General features: G+C 69.7%; 20 protein-coding genes. 1 reads left to right on the forward strand and 19 read right to left on the reverse strand.

The features are described from left to right. Positions 1–14 precede the first annotated feature (14 nt). Positions 15–1,154, reverse strand: coding sequence for an ABC transporter permease (locus EDD93_RS36230; protein ID WP_260256107.1), 1,140 nt, complete (start codon positions 1,152–1,154; stop codon positions 15–17). Then, the gene (gene ligD / locus EDD93_RS36235) at positions 1,151–2,161 is read right to left on the reverse strand and encodes a non-homologous end-joining DNA ligase (RefSeq protein WP_123531638.1); all 1,011 of its coding nucleotides are present in this window, start codon (positions 2,159–2,161) and stop codon (positions 1,151–1,153) included. The genes EDD93_RS36230 and ligD overlap by 4 nt, the downstream gene beginning before the upstream one ends. Positions 2,162–2,258: 97 nt before the next feature. On the opposite strand from ligD, the gene EDD93_RS36240 reads away from it, so the two are divergent. After that, the gene (locus EDD93_RS36240; protein WP_123530699.1) at positions 2,259–3,326 is read left to right on the forward strand and encodes an ATP-dependent DNA ligase; all 1,068 of its coding nucleotides are present in this window, start codon (positions 2,259–2,261) and stop codon (positions 3,324–3,326) included. Positions 3,327–3,341: 15 nt separating this feature from the next. On the opposite strand, the gene EDD93_RS36245 is transcribed toward EDD93_RS36240, so the two are convergent. From EDD93_RS36245 to EDD93_RS36325, 17 genes are all read right to left on the reverse strand, one after another. Next, a complete protein-coding gene (locus tag EDD93_RS36245; protein ID WP_123530701.1) occupies positions 3,342–4,583 on the reverse strand; it encodes a lytic transglycosylase domain-containing protein in 1,242 nt (413 codons plus the stop codon). A 22-nt stretch (positions 4,584–4,605) separates the two neighbouring features. Then, positions 4,606–5,388, reverse strand: a complete 783-nt coding sequence (locus EDD93_RS36250) for a hypothetical protein (protein ID WP_123530703.1) — start codon at positions 5,386–5,388, stop codon at positions 4,606–4,608. A 39-nt stretch (positions 5,389–5,427) separates the two neighbouring features. Continuing rightward, a complete protein-coding gene (locus EDD93_RS36255; RefSeq protein ID WP_260256108.1) occupies positions 5,428–5,958 on the reverse strand; it encodes a nuclear transport factor 2 family protein in 531 nt (176 codons plus the stop codon). A 107-nt stretch (positions 5,959–6,065) separates the two neighbouring features. Beyond that, positions 6,066–6,710 carry a hypothetical protein gene (locus EDD93_RS36260; protein WP_123530705.1) on the reverse strand — a complete coding sequence of 215 codons (645 nt, stop codon included), beginning with the start codon at positions 6,708–6,710 and terminating at the stop codon, positions 6,066–6,068. Then, on the reverse strand, positions 6,707–7,228 hold the full coding sequence (locus tag EDD93_RS36265) for a hypothetical protein (protein ID WP_123530707.1): 522 nt from the start codon (positions 7,226–7,228) through the stop codon (positions 6,707–6,709). Before EDD93_RS36265 ends, EDD93_RS36260 begins: the two co-directional genes overlap by 4 nt. Then, positions 7,225–8,490: an MCE family protein gene (locus EDD93_RS36270; protein ID WP_123530709.1), complete on the reverse strand. Its 1,266-nt coding sequence runs from the start codon at positions 8,488–8,490 to the stop codon at positions 7,225–7,227. The genes EDD93_RS36265 and EDD93_RS36270 overlap by 4 nt, the downstream gene beginning before the upstream one ends. Beyond that, positions 8,487–9,650 (reverse strand): MCE family protein, encoded by a 1,164-nt coding sequence (locus EDD93_RS36275; protein ID WP_123530711.1) that lies wholly within the window; start codon positions 9,648–9,650, stop codon positions 8,487–8,489. Before EDD93_RS36275 ends, EDD93_RS36270 begins: the two co-directional genes overlap by 4 nt. Next, positions 9,647–10,762, reverse strand: a complete 1,116-nt coding sequence (locus EDD93_RS36280; RefSeq protein ID WP_123530713.1) for an MCE family protein — start codon at positions 10,760–10,762, stop codon at positions 9,647–9,649. The genes EDD93_RS36275 and EDD93_RS36280 overlap by 4 nt, the downstream gene beginning before the upstream one ends. Position 10,763: 1 nt before the next feature. Next, positions 10,764–11,783: an MCE family protein gene (locus tag EDD93_RS36285; protein ID WP_123530715.1), complete on the reverse strand. Its 1,020-nt coding sequence runs from the start codon at positions 11,781–11,783 to the stop codon at positions 10,764–10,766. Continuing rightward, a complete protein-coding gene (locus EDD93_RS36290; RefSeq protein ID WP_123530717.1) occupies positions 11,780–12,811 on the reverse strand; it encodes an MCE family protein in 1,032 nt (343 codons plus the stop codon). Before EDD93_RS36290 ends, EDD93_RS36285 begins: the two co-directional genes overlap by 4 nt. After that, entirely contained in the window at positions 12,808–14,121 is a 1,314-nt protein-coding gene (locus EDD93_RS36295; protein ID WP_123530719.1) for an MCE family protein, read from the reverse strand. Before EDD93_RS36295 ends, EDD93_RS36290 begins: the two co-directional genes overlap by 4 nt. After that, positions 14,121–14,924 (reverse strand): ABC transporter permease, encoded by an 804-nt coding sequence (locus EDD93_RS36300; protein ID WP_123530721.1) that lies wholly within the window; start codon positions 14,922–14,924, stop codon positions 14,121–14,123. Before EDD93_RS36300 ends, EDD93_RS36295 begins: the two co-directional genes overlap by 1 nt. 3 nt (positions 14,925–14,927) lie before the next feature. Beyond that, the gene (locus EDD93_RS36305; RefSeq protein WP_123530723.1) at positions 14,928–15,791 is read right to left on the reverse strand and encodes an ABC transporter permease; all 864 of its coding nucleotides are present in this window, start codon (positions 15,789–15,791) and stop codon (positions 14,928–14,930) included. After that, the gene (locus EDD93_RS36310) at positions 15,788–16,783 is read right to left on the reverse strand and encodes an ABC transporter ATP-binding protein (protein WP_073734359.1); all 996 of its coding nucleotides are present in this window, start codon (positions 16,781–16,783) and stop codon (positions 15,788–15,790) included. The genes EDD93_RS36305 and EDD93_RS36310 overlap by 4 nt, the downstream gene beginning before the upstream one ends. 589 nt (positions 16,784–17,372) lie before the next feature. Next, complete coding sequence (locus EDD93_RS36315) at positions 17,373–18,326, reverse strand: hypothetical protein (protein WP_123530725.1); 954 nt, start codon at positions 18,324–18,326, stop codon at positions 17,373–17,375. A gap of 77 nt (positions 18,327–18,403) precedes the next feature. Further along, positions 18,404–19,822, reverse strand: coding sequence for a DUF6801 domain-containing protein (locus tag EDD93_RS36320; RefSeq protein ID WP_260256109.1), 1,419 nt, complete (start codon positions 19,820–19,822; stop codon positions 18,404–18,406). A 176-nt stretch (positions 19,823–19,998) separates the two neighbouring features. Further along, on the reverse strand, positions 19,999–20,616 hold the full coding sequence (locus tag EDD93_RS36325) for a hypothetical protein (protein ID WP_123530727.1): 618 nt from the start codon (positions 20,614–20,616) through the stop codon (positions 19,999–20,001). Between the last annotated feature and the right edge of the window lie 40 nt (positions 20,617–20,656).

Below are 20,656 nucleotides of genomic sequence, written 5' to 3' on the forward strand. Positions count from 1 at the left end.
CGCCCGGGAGTGGCTCAGGTGGCCGCGGCCGCATGCTGAGGCATGTGGTCGCGGCCTCCGGGGTGCCGGTGGCGCCACACCCAGAAGACGGTGCAGGAGACCAGCGACCAGGCGGCCAGTACCAGGAACGGAAAGATCCGCTGATGCCCCTGGTAGTAGACGGCGGTGTGCTGGGCGTTGACCGAGGCACCGGGCGGCAGCCAGCGCCCGATGTGCCCGAGCAGCGAGGGCAGCAGCGGCCAGGACACGGCTCCGCCGGACGACGGGTTCCCCAGAATCACCATCAGGCCCCAGGTCGGGAGCATGGCCCAGCGCCCCATCAGGGTGTTGAACATGGTGAAGACCATGCCCGAGGTGAACATCGTCAACGCCAGGATCGCCCAGGACTCGGCGAAGGGCAGATCGACGGCGCCCAGCAGCCAGTCCACCACCGCGGCGATGGAGAAGGCTCCCAGCAGCGAGTAGGCGATCGTGAACGCGATCCGTTCCAGCGGGATCAGGCTTCTGGCGTGCACACTCAGCTGGATGGAGCCGACGAAGCCGATGATCACGGCTGCCAGCGAGATGTAGAAGAGGGCCAGTCCGCGTGGGTCGCCCTTCTGGAGCGGTTTGACGTCCTTCACGGCGACCGGCACACCGAGCTTGTCCCCCACCTTCACCGCGGACTCCGCGAGCAGTTGGGCGACGGCGGCGCCCGAGGCGCCGGCCACGTCGAGTGACACCCCCGCCCCGCCGGGCCGCACGATCGCGAAGACCTCCTGTTCCTCCAGGGCCTCACGCGCCTGCGCGGCGGTGTCGTAGCGGTGTACGTCCAGGGAGGCGTCCAGCGCCTCGTCCATCGCGGTGACGAACGCCTTGCCCCGGGCCGTCTCCTGGAGGCTGACCACGGCTGCCGGGATTTGGTGCGGGGTCGGGTTGGCCATCGCGTACGTGTACGAGCCGGCGAAGAGCCCGGCGGCTGCCGCGAGGATGAGCAGCAGGACGGTCGCCGGGAAGTAGGGCGAGTCCTTGTACGTCGTCCACTTCTGGCCGCGGGTGAGCGGCCGTCCGTGCGCTCCGTGCGGCGGGCCGGGTTCGGCGCCGGACGTGCCTTGCGTGCCTTGCGTGCCGGGGACGGGCTCGGGCGGGGTGGCCCCGCTGTCAGAGGTGCTCATGCGTCCTCGTCCCCGTCGTGCCGGGCGCGGCTCGGCTGGACGCGCTTGGGTTCGCCGGGCATCTTCGGGTACTCCGGCGGGTAGGGCATGTCGCCCAGGCCGCGCTCCTGCTCGTCGCGGTCGGCGAGCTCCAGCAGCAGGTCGAGCCGGAAGGCGTGGTCGTCCATGTCCGCGTGCACGTCGCCGGCTTCGGCGTACCGGGCCGGCATGGTGCGGATGTCGAAGTCGCGCGGGTGCGCGTCGTCGATCTCCTCCCAGCGCAGCGGCGCCGAGACCGGGGCGTGCGGGCGGGGGCGTACGGAGTAGGCCGAGGCGATCGTGCGGTCCCGGGCGGTCTGGTTGAAGTCGACGAAGATCCGCTCGCCGCGCTCCTCCTTCCACCAGGCGGTGGTGACCCGGTCCGGCATCCGGCGTTCCAGCTCGCGGCCCGCCGCGATCGTCGCCCGCCGGACCTCGGTGAACGTCCAGCGCGGTTCGACGGGGACGAAGACGTGGATGCCCCGGCCGCCGGAGGTCTTGGGCCAGCCGCGCAGTCCGTGGTCGTCCAGTACCGAGCGCAGCTCGTGGGCGGCCCGCACCGCGTCGGCGTAGTCGGTGCCGGGCTGCGGGTCGAGGTCGATGCGCAGCTCGTCGGGGTGGTCGGTGTCACCGCCCCGGACCGGCCAGGGGTGGAAGGTGAGCGTTCCGAGGTTGGCGGCCCAGATGACGGCGGCTACCTCGGTGGGGCAGATCTCGTCGGCCGGGCGGCCGCTGGGGAAGGCGATGCGGGCCGTGGGGATCCATTCGGGAAGGTTCTTCGGGGCCCGCTTCTGGTAGAAGAACTCGCCCTCGACGCCGTCCACGAAGCGCTGGAGGGTGGTCGGCCGGTCGCGCAGGGCGCGGGTGATACCCGGCCCCACGGCGAGGAAGTACTCGGCCACGTCCCTCTTGGTGTACCCCTTCTCCGGGAAGTAGACCTTGTCCGGACTGGACAGCCGGACGGGCCGTCCGCCCGCGTCCAGCTCCACCGCTTTGCCCGCTGCTGCCATGTCGGCCACGGTAGGCCGGGCACACATATGCCGCATATCGGGAGACTCCGGCCGTCGTACGGTCCACAATCGGGGCATGGACCTGCCGGTGATGCCGCCCGTGAAGCCGATGCTCGCCAAGTCCGTGTCCCGGATCCCGCCGGGGATGCAGTACGAGGCCAAATGGGACGGCTTCCGGGCGATCGTGCACCGGGACGGCGACGAGGTGGTGATCGGCAGCCGCACCGGGAAGCCGCTGACCCGCTACTTCCCGGAGCTGGTCACCGCGGTCCGGGAGAACCTGCCGGAGCGCTGTGTGATCGACGGCGAGATCGTGATCGCTTACGAGGGCCGGCTCGACTTCGACCGGCTCAGCGAGCGCATCCACCCCGCCGACTCCCGGGTGCGGCTGCTGGCCGGGCAGACCCCGGCCTCGCTGGTCGCCTTCGACATCCTCGCGGTGGGCGACGACTCGCTGCTGGGAACGCGCCAGTCGGATCGCCGGACGGTGCTGGAGGCCGCACTGTCCGCCGCCTCGCCCCCCGTCCACCTCGCCCCGGCCACCACCGACCCGGCCGTCGCCCAGGAATGGTTCGACCGGTACGAGGGGGCGGGCCTCGACGGGGTCGTCGCCAAACCGCTCGACCTGCCCTACCGGCCGGACACCCGGGTGATGTACAAGATCAAGCACGAGCGGACCGCCGACTGCGTGGTGGCCGGCTACCGCCACCACAAGAGCGGCCCGGTCGTCGGATCGCTGCTGCTCGGTCTGTACGACGAGGCGGGCGTCCTCCAGCATGTGGGGGTCTGCGCGGCGTTCCCGATGAAGCGCCGCGCCGAGCTCGTCACCGAACTGGAGCCGCTGGTCACGGACTTCGCCGGCCACCCCTGGGGAGCCTGGCAGGACGCCGAGGCGCACGAGCACGCCCGGCTGCCCGGTACCCCGAGCCGGTGGTCGGGCAAGAAGGACCTTTCCTGGGTGCCGGTACGCCCGGAACGGGTCTGCGAGGTGAGTTACGACCACATGGAGGGTGACCGGTTCCGGCACACGGCCCAGTTCCGCCGGTGGCGGCCGGACCGCACCTCTTCCAGCTGTACGTACGCCCAGCTGGAAGAGGTGGTGCGGTACGACCTCGGCGCGGTGCTGTCGGCCGGCGGTGGCTGAGCGGACGTCCTGGGCTCAGCCGGCGGCGGGCGGCACAGTGGGTGTGGTGCAGGGCTCAGGGGTCGTGGTCGGTTCGGGTGACGGAGACTCGGTGGCCCCGGCCGTTTCGGTCGGTCCGGGCGACGGGGACTCCGTCTCGCAGCCGGGGCCGGGCTTCGTGGTGCTCGGGTCGGGATCCGGACTGGTGGACGGGTCGGGGCTGGTACCGGGATCCGGGGTGGCGGACCCGCTGTCGGTCGGATCGGGCGACTGGCCCGGGTCGGTGGAGCCGCCGGGGTCCGGGGTTCCCGAACCGCCCGGCGACGGGTCCGGGGACGCCGATGCCGTCGGGCTCTTCGTGTGGCCGGGCTGGGCCCCGACCTCGATGCCGCCGCCCTTTCCACCGTCCTTGCCGCTGCCCGGCCCGCCCACCGGGTGCCTGGGCTCGTTCGGACTCCCGGCGCCGGGGGTCCTGGGAACCGGGCCCTTGCCGTCGGCGACCGGATGGGTGCCCTTGCGGTAGAACTCCAGCCAGGACAGCACGGTGCGCAGATAGGTGTCGGAGTGGTTGTAGCTCAGGATGGCGCTGTCGAGACCGGCCCGTCCCGTCAGATCACGCGATCCGGCACAGAGGTAGCCGCCCGCCGCCAGGGCCGCGTCGTAGACGTTGCCCGGGTCGCTGCGACCGTCGCCGTTGCCGTCCCGTTTCCAGTGCGCCCAGGTCGAGGGGATGAACTGCATCGGGCCGACCGCCCGGTCGAAGGTCTTGTCCCCGTCGTACGCCCCGCCGTCGGTGTCCGGGATGTTGGCGAATCCCGCGCCGTTGAGCACCGGTCCGAGGATCGGTGACAGCGTCGTACCGTGTGCGTCGACCCTGCCGCCGCCCGCGTGCCCGGACTCGACCTTGCCGATGGCCGCCAGTAGCTGCCACGGCAGCCCGCAGCCCGGATCGCTGCGCCCCAGGGAGGCCTCGGCCTTGCGGTAGGCGTCGAGCACCGTGGCCGGAATCCCCGCCTCGGCCCACGCCGCGACGACGACCGGGGCCCGCTTGACGCCAGGTTTCGGGGGCTCGGGGCTCTTCAGCGGCGGCAGTTCGGTGTGGTAGGAGTCGTCGTTGGCCACCTCCGACCACTTGACGTCGTCCGACTCCTGGCGCTGCTTCGGCGTCTCCTGGTGCGCGACGAGCCCCGGTCCCTGGGAGGCGGTGAGCGCTGCCATCGCGGCGACGGCGGCTGCGGTGCCGCCCAGTCCGCGGCGCATGGTGCCGTTGAACCTCATGCGTGCTCTCCTCTCCCCCGGGTCACCGGGAGAACGTGTCGATGACCGATATCCGCCAGTTGCCGCCCCGGCGGACCGCGTCCACGGCGAACATCGCGGCGGCGTAGGTCGTCTCCTCGGACTTGCCGGTACGGGTGTTGCTCTGGTCGGCGAAGACCAGCAGCCGGGCCCGGTCACCGTCGAGCAGCTCCACACCGCTCTCGGTGACGGTCGTGGTGAGGACGAGCTTCTGCTTGGGCGCCTGGGCCCGTACCTCCGCGAGCATGTCCTTGTGCTGCTGGACCGCCTTGCCGACCAGGTAGGTCTTCACCGCGGTGTCGGCCTTGGCCGGCGAGGCGTAGTTGTACGAGAACACCGCGCCCACCGCCTCGGTGATCTGCCCCTTCACCTCACTGGTGCTGCTGATGTCGGTGAGGGCGGTGTTCTGCCGGCCCGGTTCGTCGCGCAGGCTGCCCGCCGAGGTGAACGACCAGGCGGCGAAGGAACCGAGGAGCACGGTCAGTACACACAGGACGGCGGGCAGGGAGGCCCTGGGGCGGAACGAGCGCCCGGACCGTGCCGCCTCGTCCTCCGCCTCCGCCCTGTCCGACGGCTCGGCCTCGCCGCCGGCACTGTCCTCGCCGGACGCGCCGGCGCTCCCGGGCCCGCTGCCCCCGGGTCCGGCGCCCACGGGTCCGGAGCCCTCGGGCCCGCTGTCCGGACGGGTGGCTTCGGGCGCGGTGGCCGTGGCGGCGGCGGTGCGTTCCGCCGCGGCGACGGTGGCCAGGCGGCGCTGCCGGTTGACGAGGTGACGGGTCGTCGACATGTGCGGGGTCCTCTCGGTGCGGGGTGGGAGTCGGTGGCGTCAGCCGGCGGTGTTGCCGACGGGCGCCTGACCGAGGGCGCTGAGCTTCCACCCCTCGGAGGTGCGGGTGAGCTGCCCGAGCATCCGGCTCTCCTTCACCGCGGGCTTGCCCTTCGGTGCGGTCACGGTCACCCGCAGCGCCACCATGACCCCGGCCCGCCCGGCCCGGTCGTCGAGCTCGGTGACCGCACCGGAGAGCACCTTGGCCGTGCTGACGGTCTTTGCCTCCTGGATCTGCTTCACGAACGCGTCCCGCCCGTCGATGAGTTGCTGGTGCAGGTCGCCGGTGGTGGAGTCCTCCCAGCTGTCGAGCCCCTGGGCCAGCTTCTGGTGGTCGAGCGTGTTCATGTTCTGCACGGCCTGCTCACCCGCCGCGAGTGCGTCGTCCCGGGTCTGCGCGTACGCCGCCGAGTCGTCGTGCGATGCCTGGTACCGGGACACCCCGCCCCAGCCCGCCGCGCCCGCCGCCGCGACCGTCAGCACGATCGCCGCCGCCACCAGCGGATTCCTCGTCATCCGTACCCGTGCCATTGCTGCCTCTCCCTGCCGGCCGGCCCTGTGCTGTGTCCTGCTGTGCCGTGCTGTGCTGTGCCCTGCTGTGCTGTGCTGTGCTGTGTCCGCTCTGCGTCCCTGCCGCGCTATCTGGAGGTGATCTCGACGATCGTCCAGCGCCCGTCCCTCAGTTGGGCGGTGACGGAGAGCTGCGCCGCCGCCGTGCTGGCGGCCTTGCCCCGGCGTTCGTAGACCTGGTCGAGGAAGACGAGCAGATGGGCGCTGTCGTGGGTCAGCCGGGTCACCCCGGCTCGTACGACGTGGGTGGTGAGGGTGAGCTTCTGGTCGGCGGCCTGCTTCTCGACCTGGCCGAACAGCGCCGCGTACTGCTGGAGCGCCTTGCCCGCCAGCAGCTGCTTCGCGGACTCCTTGGTGACGGCGGTGGCCGACGGGCTGTAGGAGAAGACCTTGCCGAGTGCGTTGGTGACGTCTCCCGCGACCCGGGTGGTCGCCTCGCTGTCGGTGAGCGCCTTGTTGGAGGTGGCGGGGGTGTCGCGCAGCTGGCGGCCCATGGCGAAGAGTCCGCCTCCGGCCGCGAGCAGCGCCACGACCAGGACACCTGCCACCAGGCGCAGCCTGCGGCGGCCGGCGCCGGGCCCCGGATCGTCACCTGTGGCATCCGGCGTTACGGGCCCGGCCGGCTCCTCGCTCGTGGCGCCGGCCACCGGGTCCTCCGCCACCGGGTCCTCCGTGGCGCTGTTCACGACCGTCGCCCCGCCCCGTACCCTCATGTGCCGCTCCCGACCGGTATCGCCGTCAGTGCCTTGACCTTCCAGCCGTCCGCGGTCCGGGCGAGGGTGGCCTCGAACCGCTTGCGTTCGGTGCCGGCCTTTCCGGTGCGCGGAGTGACCTGGACATCGACCGTCGCGATCATCTGCGCCGTGCCGGTCCGCTCGTCGAGCGCGGTGAGCGCGGCGTCGGTGACCTTGCCGCGCGCCGTCGAGCCGGACTTCGTCAGCTCGCTCGCGTCCTTGGTCCGGGTCCGCTTCAGCTGTTCGTGCAGGGGGCCGGTCGACGAGCCGAGCCAGCCGCCGAGTCCGGCGTCCACGCTCTTGGCGTCCTTGCCGTCCAGGGTGTTGAGACGGGCGAGGTGCGCTCTCCCGTCGGCCAGCGCGGTGTCGCGGCTCTTGGCGTAGGCCAGGTCGTCGTCCCCGCGCGCCTGGGCGTACGACCAGCCGCCGAGTGCGCAGACCAGTACGGCGGCGAGCAGTGCGGCCCAGCCGATCGAGGTCCTCGTGCGTGGTGTCATGAACCGTCTCCCCGGCCGAGACCCAGTAGTCCGGCCATCCCGTCGGCGGCCGGGGCGGTGTCGGGGGTGACCCCGAGCGTCCCGGGCAGCCGGTCCGTCGACTTGTCGCCGCCCAGGAGCATCGAGCCGGGCTTGGCGGGCGGGGGCAGGGCCCCGCCCTTCGGAGCGTTCGCGCTGCCCCGGACGTTGATCCCCGTGCCGGGCGACGAGGCGCAGCGGGCCTTGGTGTTGACCGCGGGCCCCGGCGTGACGTCGAGCCCGTTGCGGTAGGTCGTACCGCCGTAGCCCGAGGTGCAGGGCAGCGGCTCGAAGAAGGTGACGGACATGCCGAACCTGGCGCCGTTCTCGTCCACGGCACTGGAGCCGACGGCCGCGACCTCCGGCAGCTTGACCAGCAGTTCCTCCAGCCCGCGCTGCCGGGTGACGGCGACGTCCGAGGTGGTGAGGAGGTTGGCGACGACGACTCCGAAGCTCGGGTCGAGGTCCCGCAGGAGTCCGCTGATCTGGCCGGTGGCGTCGGGGGTGACGGCGATCAGCTTGCGCAGATCGGTGTCGGATCCCTTGAGTTCGGCGGCCAGATCCTTGGCACCGGACGCGAAGCCCTTCAGCGCGTCGCCCTGTTCGGCCTGGGTGCGCAGCACGGTCTCGCCGTCGATCATCAGCCGGGTGTTGACGGGCAGTGCGTCGTCGGCGGCCTGGACGAAGTCGCTGCTGGTGTCCAGCAGTACCTGGAGGTCGTCGCCGCGCCCGTCGAAGGCGGTGCCGAATTCGTCGACGACCGTACGCAGGGACTCCAGGTCGACGGAGCCCGCGAGGTCGTTGACGCTGGTCAGCACGTCGGTGACGGGCGCAGGGATGGTGGTGTCGGCCTGGTCGATCACGGAGCCGTTCGCCAGGTACGGGCCCTCGGAGCGGGTCGGCCGCAGGTCGACGTACTGTTCGCCCACCGACGAGAGGTTGGCGACGACGGCCTTCAGGGCGTCCGGGATGGGTGGGGCGTCCTTCTCGATGCGGAGTTCGGCCTCCACCCCGTCGTCGGTGAGCTCGATCGGGCCGACCCGGCCCACGGAGACGCCCCGGTAGGTGACGTTGGAGTGGGTGAACAGGCCGCCGGTCTGCGGGAGCTGGACCTTGACGGTGTAGTAGCTGCGCATGCCTACGTAGTGGCCGAGGTCGGCGTAGCGCACCCCGAGGTAGCCGAGGACGAGCACCGCGATGATCAGGAAGGCGATGTTCTTGAGCCGGATGGCCAGGGTGATCATCGGTTGCTCCCCTTCGTGGCCGGGCCCGTGACCGAGGGAAGCGGCAGCGGCAGTGCGGTGCCGGACTTCAGGGCGTCGGCGCCCCCCGCGGCGGGGGGCGCGGTGCCACCGGCCGGGGTGATCGGCGGAATGATCTGGGTGCCGGGCAGGGCCGTGACATCCAGGTAGACGTTGAGGTAGTCGCCCTTCACTCCGTTCAGCACCTCGTCGGTGAACGGGTAGGTGAGCAGCACCTGGAGGGAGTCGGGCAGGTCCTGGCCGGAGTCCGCGAGGGCCTGGAGGGTGGGGGCGAGGGCCTTGAGATCGGCTATGACGTCGGCCTTGCTCTTGTTCACCGTGTCGACGGCGACGGTGGAGAGCGTGTCGAGCGAGCGCAGCATGGTCATGAGCGAGCCGCGCTGCTTCTCCAGGACCTTCATGCCGGGGCTGAGCTTGGTCAGGACGGTGCCGACGTCCTGTTTGCGGGTGGCGAGGGTGGCTGACAGCCGGTTGACTCCGTCGAGGGCGTCGGTGATGTCCGCCCGGTGGTCGTCCAGGTTGGTGACGAGGGTGTCGACCCGCTTGAGCATGGAGCGGATCTGGGGTTCCTGTCCGGCCAGTGCCTTGTTGAGTTCGGTGGTGATGGTCTTGAGCTGGTTGATGCCACCGCCGTTGAGGAGCATCGACAGCGCGCCGAACACCTCCTCGACCTCGGGGTTGCGGTTGGTCCGGGTGAGCGGGATGCGGTCGCCGTCCGCGAGGGCGCCCTTGGCTGTGCCGGATGCCGGGGGTGAGAGCTGGATGTACTTCTCGCCGAGCAGGCTGGACTGTTCCAGGTGCGCGTACGCGTTCTCGGGGAGTCTGATTCCCCCGTTGACCTTCATGGTCACCTTGGCGTTCCAGCCGCCCTCGGCCAGCGAGATCTTGGTGACCCGGCCGACGGCCACGTCGTTGACCTTCACCGAGGACTGCGGGGCGAGGCTGAGCACGTCCCCGAACTCGGCGGTGATCTCGTACGGGTGGTCGCCGAGGTCCGCGCCGCCGGGCAGCGGCACCTGGTCGATGCCGGTGAACGTCGGCAGGTCGACCGTGGTGGCGATCAGGGCCAGGCCGACGCCCACCGCCAGCACGGCGGCGACGCCGGTCGCGCGGGCGCCGGGCCGGCTCGGGAAGCGGCTCATCGCCTGGCCCCCTTCTTCTGCGTGGCGGACTTGTCGGGGGTGCCGTAGACGGTGCCCACGGCGGGCAGCGGCAGCGAGGGCAGCGCCTTCTGGCGGGTGGCGTCCACCGCCGTGAGACCACTCGGGCCCGTGGACGCGTCGGTGAGCGGTCCGCCCATGGAGAGTTCGTTGAGGTTGGTGCGGCCGTTGAGGGTGCGGTTCAACGGGTCGTAGGCCTTGATCACGTTGTCCGCGGCGAGCGGCAGCGTGTCCATGGACTCGGCGAGCGAGGCCCGCTGGTCCACCAGCGCCTGGGTGACCGGCACCAGGGCGTCCACGTTCGCCTTCAGGGCGCCTCGGTTGTCCTTGATGAAGGTCTTGACCTGGCCGAGTGCGGTGCCGAGCTCCTTCAGGGCCGCGCTGAGGTTCTCCTTGTCGTCGGCCAGGAATCCGGTGACCGAGTTGAGCTGCTGTTCGGCCTTGCGGACGTCGCCGTCGTTGTCCTTCAGCATGGTGGTGAAGGTCTGCAGGTAGGAGAGGGTGTCGAAGAGGTTCCCGCTGCTCTTGTCGAGGGTCTTCGTCGCCTTCCCGAACTGCTCGATCGAGTTCCCGATCGCCTTTCCGTTGCCGTCGAGGTTCTTCGCCCCGGTGTCCAGGAGCCTGGCCAGCGCGCCGTCGGAGTTGGCTCCGTCGGGGCCGAGCGCGGTGGAGAGTTCGGTGATGGAGGCGTACAGCTGATCGACCTCGACGGGGGTGGCGTTGTGCGACGCGGGCAGTTCGGCCTCGTCCGCCAGCAGCGGTCCCCCTCGGTAGGCGGGGGCGAGCTGGATGTACCGGTCGGCCACCAGGCTGGGGGCGACGACGACGGCGTGCGCGTCCTTGGGCACCTTGACGCCCTTGTCGACACGGAGCCGCACCTCGACCTCCTCGCCCTTGGGCCGTACGGACTCGACCGTGCCGACCTTGACTCCGAGGATCCGCAGGTCCGATCCGGCGTACACGCCGGTGGCCTGGTCGAAGTAGGCGGTGACCGTCGTCCTGCCCTCGTCGTCCATGGCCATCACGCCTGAGGTGGCCGCGACGGCCACGACGGCGAGTCCGGCGCCGATGCCGACGATGCGCGTGATTCTCATGTCAGCGGCCGCCTTGCTGCTTGGGAGGCATGCATCCGGTCGCCGGGGGCGTGTCGGCGGGCAGGTAGTCCCTGGGCACGACCCCGCAGACGTAGTTGTCGAGCCAGCGGCCGTTGCCGAGCGTGTTGCCGACGAGCCGGCTGTACGAACCGGTCAGGGAGAGCACCTTGTCGAGGCTCTTGCGGTTCTTCACCAGGACCGCGGTGACCCGGCCGAGCGACTTCAGGGTGGGCCCCAGCTGTTTGTTGTTGTCCGCGACCAGGCCGGTGAGCTGGGTGCCGAGGTCCTGGGTGCCGGTGAGCAGCAGGTGGATGGAGTCGCGGCGGGCCTGGATCTCGCCGAGGAGCAGGTTGCCGTCCTCCAGCAGGATCTCGAAGCTGCTCTTCTTGTGGGCGAGGGTCTTGGTCAGCTGTTTGCTGCCCTTGAGGAGGGTGGCCAGCTGGGCGTCCCGCTGGGACACGGTCCTGGAGAGTGCGGAGAGCCCGTCGGCGGCGCTCTTCACGTCGGGCGGTGAGTCCTTGAAGGTGGCGGAGATCGTCTCGAAGCTCTTGGCGAGCTGCTTGGTGTCGATCTCCCCGATGGTCTCGCCGAGTCCATTGAAGGCCTGGGTGACGTCGTACGGGGAGGTGGTGCGGCTCGCCCCGATGCGCCGGTCCGGGTCCTGGGGTCCGGTGCCGAGCGGATCGACGGCGAGGTACTTGTCGCCGAGCAGCGTCTTGATGGCGATGCCCACGGTGGAGGAGTTGCCGATCCAGGCGTCCTTGACCCGGAAGCTGACCTTGACCTTGGCTCCGTCGAGCGAGACTCCGGTGACCTCACCGACCTTGACGCCGGCGATCCGCACCTCGTCGCCGGAGCCGAGCCCGGCGGATTCGGTGAAGTCGGCGGTGTAGGTGGTGCCGCCGCCGATGAAGGGCAGCGAGTCGGCGCGGTAGGCGCCGTAGCCGATGAGGGCCAGGACGAGGAGTCCGGCGATGCCGATGGCGACGGGGTTGCGTTCCCGCAGGGGTTTGATTCTCATGCCAGGCACCTCGGCTGGGTGATCGCGATGCCGGTGGGCGGCGTGCTGCCGTCCTCGGTGGTCACACCGCTGACCTTGGCTTCGCAGAGGTAGAGGTTGAGCCAGGAGCCGTACGAGGCGAGCCGGCTGATCGCCTCCATCTTGGCGGGGGTCTTCTTGAGGAAGTTCTCGATCTGCGGGGTGCCCTTGCCCAACTGGTCCGACAGGCGTCCGAGTTGCTTGATGTCGTCCTTGAGGGGCTTGCGGCCGTCCTGGAGCAGGTCGGCGGTGACCGTGGTCAGCGCGCCCATCGCGGTGACGGCCTGCCCGAGTGGTTTGCGGTCGCCGGCGAAGCCCGTGACGAGCTGCTGGAGCGTGTCGACGAGGTCGTTGAAGCCGGCCTCCCGGTCGTTCACGGTCTTCAGGACCGTGTTGAGGTTCTTGATCACCTCACCGATCACCTTGTCCTTGGCCGCGACCGTGGAGGTCAGTGAGCCGACGTGCTGGAGGATGCTGTCGACGGTGCCGCCCTCGCCCTGGAGCACCTGGACGATGGAGCCGGCGAGCTGGTTGACGTCGGGCGGGGAGAGTCCTTCGAAGAGCGGCTGGAAGCCGTTGAAGAGCTGGGTGAGGTCGAGCGCCGGTGTGGTGCGCGCGAGCGGGATGGTCGCTCCGGCCTGGAAGTGCCGGCCGACGGGACCGGCGCCCTGGTCGAGGTCGATGTAGCGCTGGCCGACCATGTTGAGGTATTTGATCGAGGCGGTCACCGAGGCGGGGAGGCTGCGCCCCTTGCGGACGGCGAAGCCGACCTCGGCGAGCCGCTTGTCCGCGACGTCGATCGATTCGACCTGCCCGACCTTGACCCCGGCGATCCGGACGCTGTCACCGACGATCAGCCCGGTGGCGTCGGTGAACCGCGCCTTGTACGAGGTGGTGTCACCGACCCCGGTGTTGGCGATCGAGAGGCCGAGGACGGTGGTGGCCAGGACGGTCACCAGGATGAAGACGATCGATTTCGCGAGCGGTCCCGCGAGGGAGCGGCGCTTCACTTGAGCTTCACCTCCGCACCGCGGAAGGCCGGGCCGATGAGCACGCTGCTCCAGTCGGGCAGGCTCTGCGGCTGGACTTTCAGTGAGGGAGCGACCAGCTCGTTGACGAGCCGGCTCTCCTGCGGGGAGTTGGGCATGCCGAGGGCGGTGTCCGTCGCCTTCGGCCCTGTCCCGGTCTGCGGGTCGGCGGCCATCCTGTCGCCGGGGGCCGGGGTTGCCGCGGCCCGGCCGGCCGCCGTCGGCTCCGTCGTACCGACGTACGGCACGGAGTAGCAGTGCGGTCCGCCGGTCGCGTCGTAGACGGGGGTGTCCTTGCCGGCCACGTACTTGCCCTTGGACTTCACGGACTTGAGGGTGACGTGGAGGCCGGGCTCTCCGGTGCCCTTGCCGAGCGCCTTGTCCATCGCGGGGACGAATCCCGCCATGGTCCGCAGGGTGCAGGGGAATTCGTCGGAGTACTCGGCGAGGAGTTCCAGCGTCGGCCTGCCGGTCGCGGAGAGCCGGATCAGGTTGTCCTTGTTCTCCTGGAGGAAGGTCGTGAGGTCGTGCGCGGAGGCGGTCGTCGAACCGTAGAGGTCGGCGAGCTCCGCCTGCTGGTCGGCGAGGGTTCCGCTGGTGGTGGTGAAGTCGGTGAGTGCGTCCAGGACGTCGGGTGCGGCGTCCCCGTACACCCTGCTCACCTTGACGAGTTCCTTGATGTCCGCGTTCAGCGTGGGCAGTTGGGGGTTGAACTTCTGGAGGTGCGCGTCGAGCCTGACGAGGGTGTCGCCGAGTTTCTCACCGCGTCCCCGCAGTGCCTGGGAGACCGCGTTGAGCGTTGCGGAGAGCTTCTGCGGCTGTACGGCGGTCAGCAGGGGCAGGACGTTGTCGAGGACCTGCTCCAGCTCGATGGCGTTGCTGGAGCGGTCCTGCGGGATGACGGCTCCGGCGCGCAGGGTGCTCGCGGAGGGCACGGCGGGCGGTACGAGCGCGACGAACCGTTCCCCGAACAGGGTGGTGGGCAGCATCTGAGCCGTGACGTCGGCCGGAATGCGGTCGAGCTCGTCGGGCTTGATGGCCAGGGTGAGGCGGGCGCCCTCGCCGTCGGCGGAGATGTCGCGGACCTGGCCGATGACGACCCCGCGGAGCTTCACGTCGGCGTTGTCGTGCATCTCGTTCCCGACGCTCCCGGTCCGTACCGTCACGGTGGCGTCGTCGGTGAAGTCCTTGTTGTACACGGCGACCGACACCCAGATGAGCAGGGCGGGCACGAGCAGGAAGGCCACTCCGGAGAGTCTGCGACGGGTGTGGTGCGTGGTCCGGTTGCTCATCAGCCGGCCACCTTCACGGTCGTCGTGGCGCCCCAGATGGCGAGCGAGAGGAAGAAGTCGGTGACGCTGATCAGCACGATCGCGTTGCGCACGGACCGGCCGACCGCCACTCCCACCCCGGCGGGTCCACCGGTGGCGTGGAAGCCGTAGTAGCAGTGCGCGAGGATCACCATCACGCTGAAGATCAGCACTTTGAGCACCGACAGCAGTACGTCCTCGGGGGACAGGAACAGATTGAAGTAGTGGTCGTAGGTGCCGGCCGACTGTCCGTTGAACAGGACGGTGACGAAGCGGGAGGAGAGGTAGGAGGAGAGCAGCCCGATCGCGTACAGGGGGATGATGGCGACGACCCCGGCGATGATGCGGGTGGTGACGAGGTAGGGCATGGAGCGCACGCCCATGGCCTCCAGGCCGTCGATCTCCTCGTTGATCCGCATGGCGCCGAGCTGGGCGGTGAAGCCCGCTCCCACGGTCGCGGAGAGCGCGAGCCCGGCGACGAGCGGGGCGATCTCCCGGGTGTTGAAGTAGGCGGAGATGAAGCCGGTGAACGCGGCGGTGCCGATCTGGTTGAGCGCCGCGTACCCCTGGAGGCCGACGACCGTGCCGGTGGCCAGTGTCATCGCGATCATCACGCCGATGGTGCCGCCGACGACCCCGAGTCCGCCGCTGCCGAAGGCGACTTCGGCCAGCAGGCGCTGCACCTCCTTGAGGTAGCGCCGCAGGGTCCGGGGGATCCAGAGCAGTGCCCTGACGTAGAAGGCGAGTTGGTCACCGGATCGGTCGAGCCAGCTGAGCATCGACATCGGTCAGCTCCCCTTCGCGGGGACGATCTGGAGGTAGATCGCCGTGAGGATCATGTTCACGAAGAACAGCAGCATGAAGGTGATGACGACGGACTGGTTGACCGCGTCCCCGACTCCCTTGGGCCCGCCGCGCGGGTTGAGGCCGCGGTAGGCGGCGACGATGCCCGCGATGAAGCCGAAGATCAGCGCCTTGATCTCGCTGATGTACAGGTCGGGCAGCTGGGCCAGGGCGGAGAAGCTGGACAGGTAGGCACCGGGGGTGCCGTGCTGGAGGATCACGTTGAAGAAGTAGCCGCCGAGCGTGCCGACGACGGAGACGAGTCCGTTGAGCAGGACCGCGACCAGCATGGTGGCCAGCACCCGGGGGACGACGAGGCGCTGCACGGGCGACACGCCCATGACCTCCATCGCGTCGAGCTCCTCGCGGATCTTGCGCGATCCGAGGTCGGCGCAGATCGCGGATCCGGCGGCCCCGGAGACCAGCAGCGCCACGATGATCGGGCTGGCCTGCTGGATGACGGCGAGCACGCTGGCGCCGCCGGTGAACGACTGGGCGCCGAGCTGCTGGGTGAGGGAGCCGACCTGGAGGGCGATGACCGCGCCGAACGGGATGGAGACGAGGGCGGCGGGCAGGATGGTGACGCTGGCGACGAACCAGAACTGCTCGATGAACTCCCGCACCTGGAAGGGCCGGCGGAAGGTCTCGCGGCACACGGTCCCGGCGAGGGCGAAGAGCCTGCCCGTCTCCCGCAGCGGGGCGAACAGCCGGGTCGGGCGGCGCTGTTCGGGCGCCCTGCCCTTCTCCGGCGCCCGGTACGGGGGCGGCCCGGGGGGCTCCGGGGGCCGCACCGGCATGGGGGCGGTCACGGGCGTCCACCGCCCGCCGCCGGGCTGTAGCTGTTCAGGATCGCCGTACGGGCGGCCTCCGGCAGCTGCCCCATCATCGACATGACCCGCTCCCGGCGGCGCAGCGCGCCCTGCCGTACGGGCAGGCCCGGCGAGGGCTCCAGCTGCGGGACCACGGTGCGGGTGGCGTTGGCCGAGCTGATGCCCTGCCCGTAGCCGTTGACCTCCTCGGCGGCGAGCGTGGCGGCGTCCTTCTCCTCCGACATGCCGATGGGCCCCTCGCGGCGGCCGGAGAGGAACTGGGAGACGACCGGCAGATCGCTGGTCAGCAGCACCTCGCGCGGCCCGAAGGTGACGAGGTTGCGGCAGAACAGCATGCCCATGTTGTCCGGGACGGTGGCCGCGATGTCGAGGTTGTGGGTGACGATCAGCATCGTCGCGTCGATCTGCGCGTTGAGGTCGATGAGCAGCTGCGAGATGTAGGCGGTGCGGACCGGGTCGAGCCCGGAGTCCGGCTCGTCGCAGAGGATGATCTGCGGGTCCAGGACGAGGGCGCGGGCCAGGCCGGCGCGCTTGCGCATGCCTCCGGATATCTCGCCGGGCAGTTTGTCCTCGTCGCCCAGCAGTCCGACGATGTCGATCCGCTCCATGACGATCCGGCGGATTTCCGATTCCCTCTTGCGGGTGTGCTCGCGCAGCGGAAAGGCGATGTTGTCGAAGAGGGACATCGACCCGAAGAGCGCACCGTCCTGGAACATGAGCCCGAACAGCTTCCGGGTCTCCATGATCTTCCGCTCGGGGCTGTTCACCATGTCGACGCCGTTGATGAGCACGCGCCCCTGCTCGGGCTTGAGCAGTCCGATGAGGGACTTCAGGAAGACGGTCTTTCCGGTACCGGAAGGGCCGAGCATCACGCTCACTTCGCCGGCGGGCAGGGTGAGGCTGACGTCCTGCCAGATGTTCTGTTTACCGAAGGATTTCGTTAGGCCTTCAACGACTACTTCGATTCCCATCGGCCCTCCCTCGACGTGTAGGTGAACGTGGTCATCTGTCAGCGCTCCGGCTCTGAGAAATCCAATGGCGGCTCGTCACACATGCACCAGGAGGCGCACGTTATGTCCGCAGAAACCGCCAGGACAAGCCGTTGAACAGCGGAAATCGACGAACACGGTGCTCGATGTGGATCACTTGTCACCGAGTGACAAAGCCGTGCGGCGGCTTTGTCGAAATCTGCGCAAGATCTCCGGCGCGCGAGCCGGGGCAACTGACCCCCGGCAGCGGGAACCGCCCCTGGTCCTGGGACGCTACGGCTCAGTAACCTGCCTTCGCAATAGCGGTTCCTGAACTTTTTGCACGGGTGTCGACGTGCGGGTTGTTTTTGTACGGAGGTGAGCAGGGGCCCCTGCGGAGTTATCGGCAAGTGAGTCGTTCCGGAGCCTTCGCCGCCCTTCGAAGTGCTCACATTCGTATGGAACGGCCCATGACGATGCCCGCCCCCTCCGGCGGATATTGACGATGCCCGCCCCCTCCGGCGGATATCCCGGACGGGACGGGCATCGTGAAACGGCGCGAAAAGCGGTGTTACCTCACCTCGCGGTAGTCCTACTTCACCGCGGAGTGCCAGTTCTGGGAAAGCACCTTGCCCGCGTTGGGAAGGACGAGCCCGGGGGAGGTGAGCGCGCCGCTGTACGTCGAGGCGTTGTTGAGCGTGAGGTGGTTGTTCCCGGAGGCCGACGGCAGGCCGGTCTTCAGGTTCACCGCCCAGCTCAGGATTCCGCCCAGACCGCAGCCGGTGGCCTTCGGCACGGAGAACGTGGTGTCGCCCTGGGTGTTCCCGGTGAGCGCGAACCTCAGCATCGAGCCCTCGGCGGCGTTGCGGGTTCCGTCGCCGTCGAACCGCTGGATGGCGACGGCCGGAGCCGTGGTGTTCTGCGGGCGCAGGATCACCGGGTCCGAGGCCGAACCGATGTAGCAGTTGGAGCCGAGGAGCGGGTTCTCCAGATGGATCCGGACCGGCAGCTTGACGATCTGCTGACCGGTGGTGAGCCCGGACGTCAGGTTGAACTCGGTGGGCGTGCCTGCGGACTCCACCGTCGCCACCACCTTGTTCAGGCTGACGTTGGTGATCGAGTTGCAGACGCCGGTGACCACGGGAATGTCACTGGGGCACATGAGCCCGAGCAGCCCGCCGGGTATGGTCGTCGGCGCTCCCACGAGCGAGCCGCCGGCCGGCGGAATGACCTTGAACGTGCCGGCCGCGGTGTCCTGGATGACACCGAACTGCATGTCGTTGGCGCCGGTGGTGGCCTCGGTGCTGCCCAGCTTGATGGAGCCGCCGGGCGAGTACGAGGACACGCAGGACGCGACGAGGTCCTGGCCGTCCGCCGCGAGCATGGCGGGATCGTCGACGGGGCAGCGGGAGAAGGGCGCCCAGTCCCCGTTGAGGTTCGCGGCGGAGGCGGCGGAGGCGGACAGAGGGGTCAGCGGGATCGCGACCACCGCGGCGGCGCCGGCGGCGAGCAGGCCGGTACGCCATCTCTTCGGGACAGCTCTCATTACTCCCTCAATTCATGGTGGGCCGAGCGAATGGGATGGTTCGGAAGCGACGACGGGAACAGCAGACGGATGCCGGCTCAGCGCTCCGGCTTGGGAACGTGCACCGGCTGGCCGTCCTCCGTGCACACCGTCTGGTCGTGCTGGGCCGCCGCACAGGGCGGTGCCTGGACCTGCTTCACGGCACCGGGAACACCGGAGATGGACGCGGTGAAGATGTCGTCCAGGTCCTCACCGACACCGCAGCCGGAGAACGGCGGCAGGGTGACCTGGCCGGTGAGCACGCCGCCGGTGGCCAGTGTGTATCCGGTCTGGACCCCGTCCTTGAGAAGCATGTCCCCCCGGAGGGGCAAGGTGAAGGGGCGTTCAGTACGGCAGTTGCCACCGACGTCCAGGGCGACACCGTTGACCTTCACGTCGTACAGCCGGAGCTGGAGCTGGAGCTCGATGGTGGTCACGGCCTCGCTGTTCCCGGGTCCGAGGATCTTCAGGTCGGAATGAATGTTGGGCGACGGCTTGCCGTCCGGGCCGTCGGCCGGCGGGATCTGGGTCATCTCCAGGGTCGCGGTCGTCGGCATGAAACCGAACGTCAGGAACGTACCCGTGGCGGGCGGCAGCTTGGGCTTGCCCTGATAGTCCAGGATCGCCGTCGAATCCTGGAACAGGTGGACGAGACCGTCCTGGATCTTGATCACCGTCGCGCCCTGTTCGATCTGTGTGCACGCGACCGGGAACAGCGTGGCGGCCTTGAGCTTGGCGACGTTCGCGTAGCCGGTGACATAGGCGTTCAGGCTGAACTGGTCTTCCTGGTCGCCCACACAGACCGGTGCCTTCCCGTCCTGGAGGGTCGGCTGCGCCGGGTCACCCACCTTCGGGGTCGCCTCGTCACGGCTGGTGCCGCTGTCGCCGGAGGCTGTGTCCTCCTTGGTGCCGGTGGGCTCCGGTGAAGGCCACTCCGGGTCTCCGGCGATCCGTACCGCGCCGAGCCCCAGTTCCTGGTCCGGTTCCGGGGCGCAGGTCAGTGTCACGGCTGCGGGCTCGGCGTCGGCGTCGCTGGTCTGCGGCGGGGTCAGCACCGCGGTCAGCTTGCCCGCGGTGAAGGTGAGATCGCCGGACGAGCCCGCGGTCACCGCGGGAACGTCACCGGATGAGGTGAGGGCGAACTCCCCCGTCTCCGGTACGGCCACCGGGTCACCGGTGGTCCCGATCCACTCGGTCTCGGCGGTGTGCTCGCCCTGCGCCACGCCCATGGTCAGCTTGGTCTCGGCCTCGACGCCGGCCGCCCCGAGGCCGGCCAGATCCGGCAGTCCGGCCTCGGGCAGAGTCAGCTCGGTACGCACGTCCCGGAGCTGGACGGGCTTGTCCACCTCGCCCCCCTCCGGGACCGTCGCGGACACCCGGACCGAGACGGGTTTGTTCCCGGAGGGGAAGTCGCAGCCGTACTTCACGTCGATGTGGACGTCACGATCACCGGCGGACGCCTGTGCGCCAGGAATCATTCCGGCCATGAGGACCGCGGCCAGAACGGCTCCGCCCCGTGCCGTCGCACGCCCACGGCTCCGCCCTGCTGTCCCGCGCATCATCATCCTTCGTCATTTCCTTCCATCGACGGCGCAGACCGCACGGCAGGATCCCCGCGGTGCGGTCTGCTGAACGTTCGACTGCCGGCAGCCCGTCAGGTGCCGATGATGCTCGTGATCCCGGTGACGCTGTAGTCGCCCGTGAAGGTCGGGTGGTCCCCGTTCGCCACGATCCCGGCACAGGCGGCGGTGGCCCCCGAGACGGTCAGCTGGTGGGCGGAGGAGTTGGAGACCGACAGCTTCTTGGTGCTGTTGGTGTACTTGGCGTTGACCTCACCGGTGACCTTGAAACTGCAGGTGAGGACGGTGAGCTTGGCCTGGATGTTCTTGATGTAGCCGGTGGTCACACCGGAGGTGTAGTCCTGCGCCACGAGCTGCCAGGCCGGACTGGTCGTGGCGACCGGCGTCACCGGGCCGAGCGCACTCGTGCACGGGCTGGACGTCGTGCCGAAGGTGGCGGAGGTGATGTTGCCGACGGTGGCCGGGTTGCCGGTGGCGCTGAACGCGGAACCGGCCGCTCCCGCCGTCGGGCAGGTGAGCGGAATCCCGCTCACCGACAGCACCGTGTTGGTCGACACGGCGGTGAAGGGAGCCGGGTTGGGCGCGACCGTCCACGTGGTGGCGGGGAAGGCCATGGCCTGGGTGGCCCCGAGTACGACAGCCGCAGAAGCCACGCCGGTGGTGATGGCGATCTTCTTGAGGGTATTACGCACAGTTAGTTCCTCCGATTCGACAATGCGGGTGGCACTGCTT

This window comes from Streptomyces sp. 840.1 (assembly GCF_003751445.1).
In the GTDB taxonomy this organism is placed as follows: domain Bacteria; phylum Actinomycetota; class Actinomycetes; order Streptomycetales; family Streptomycetaceae; genus Streptomyces.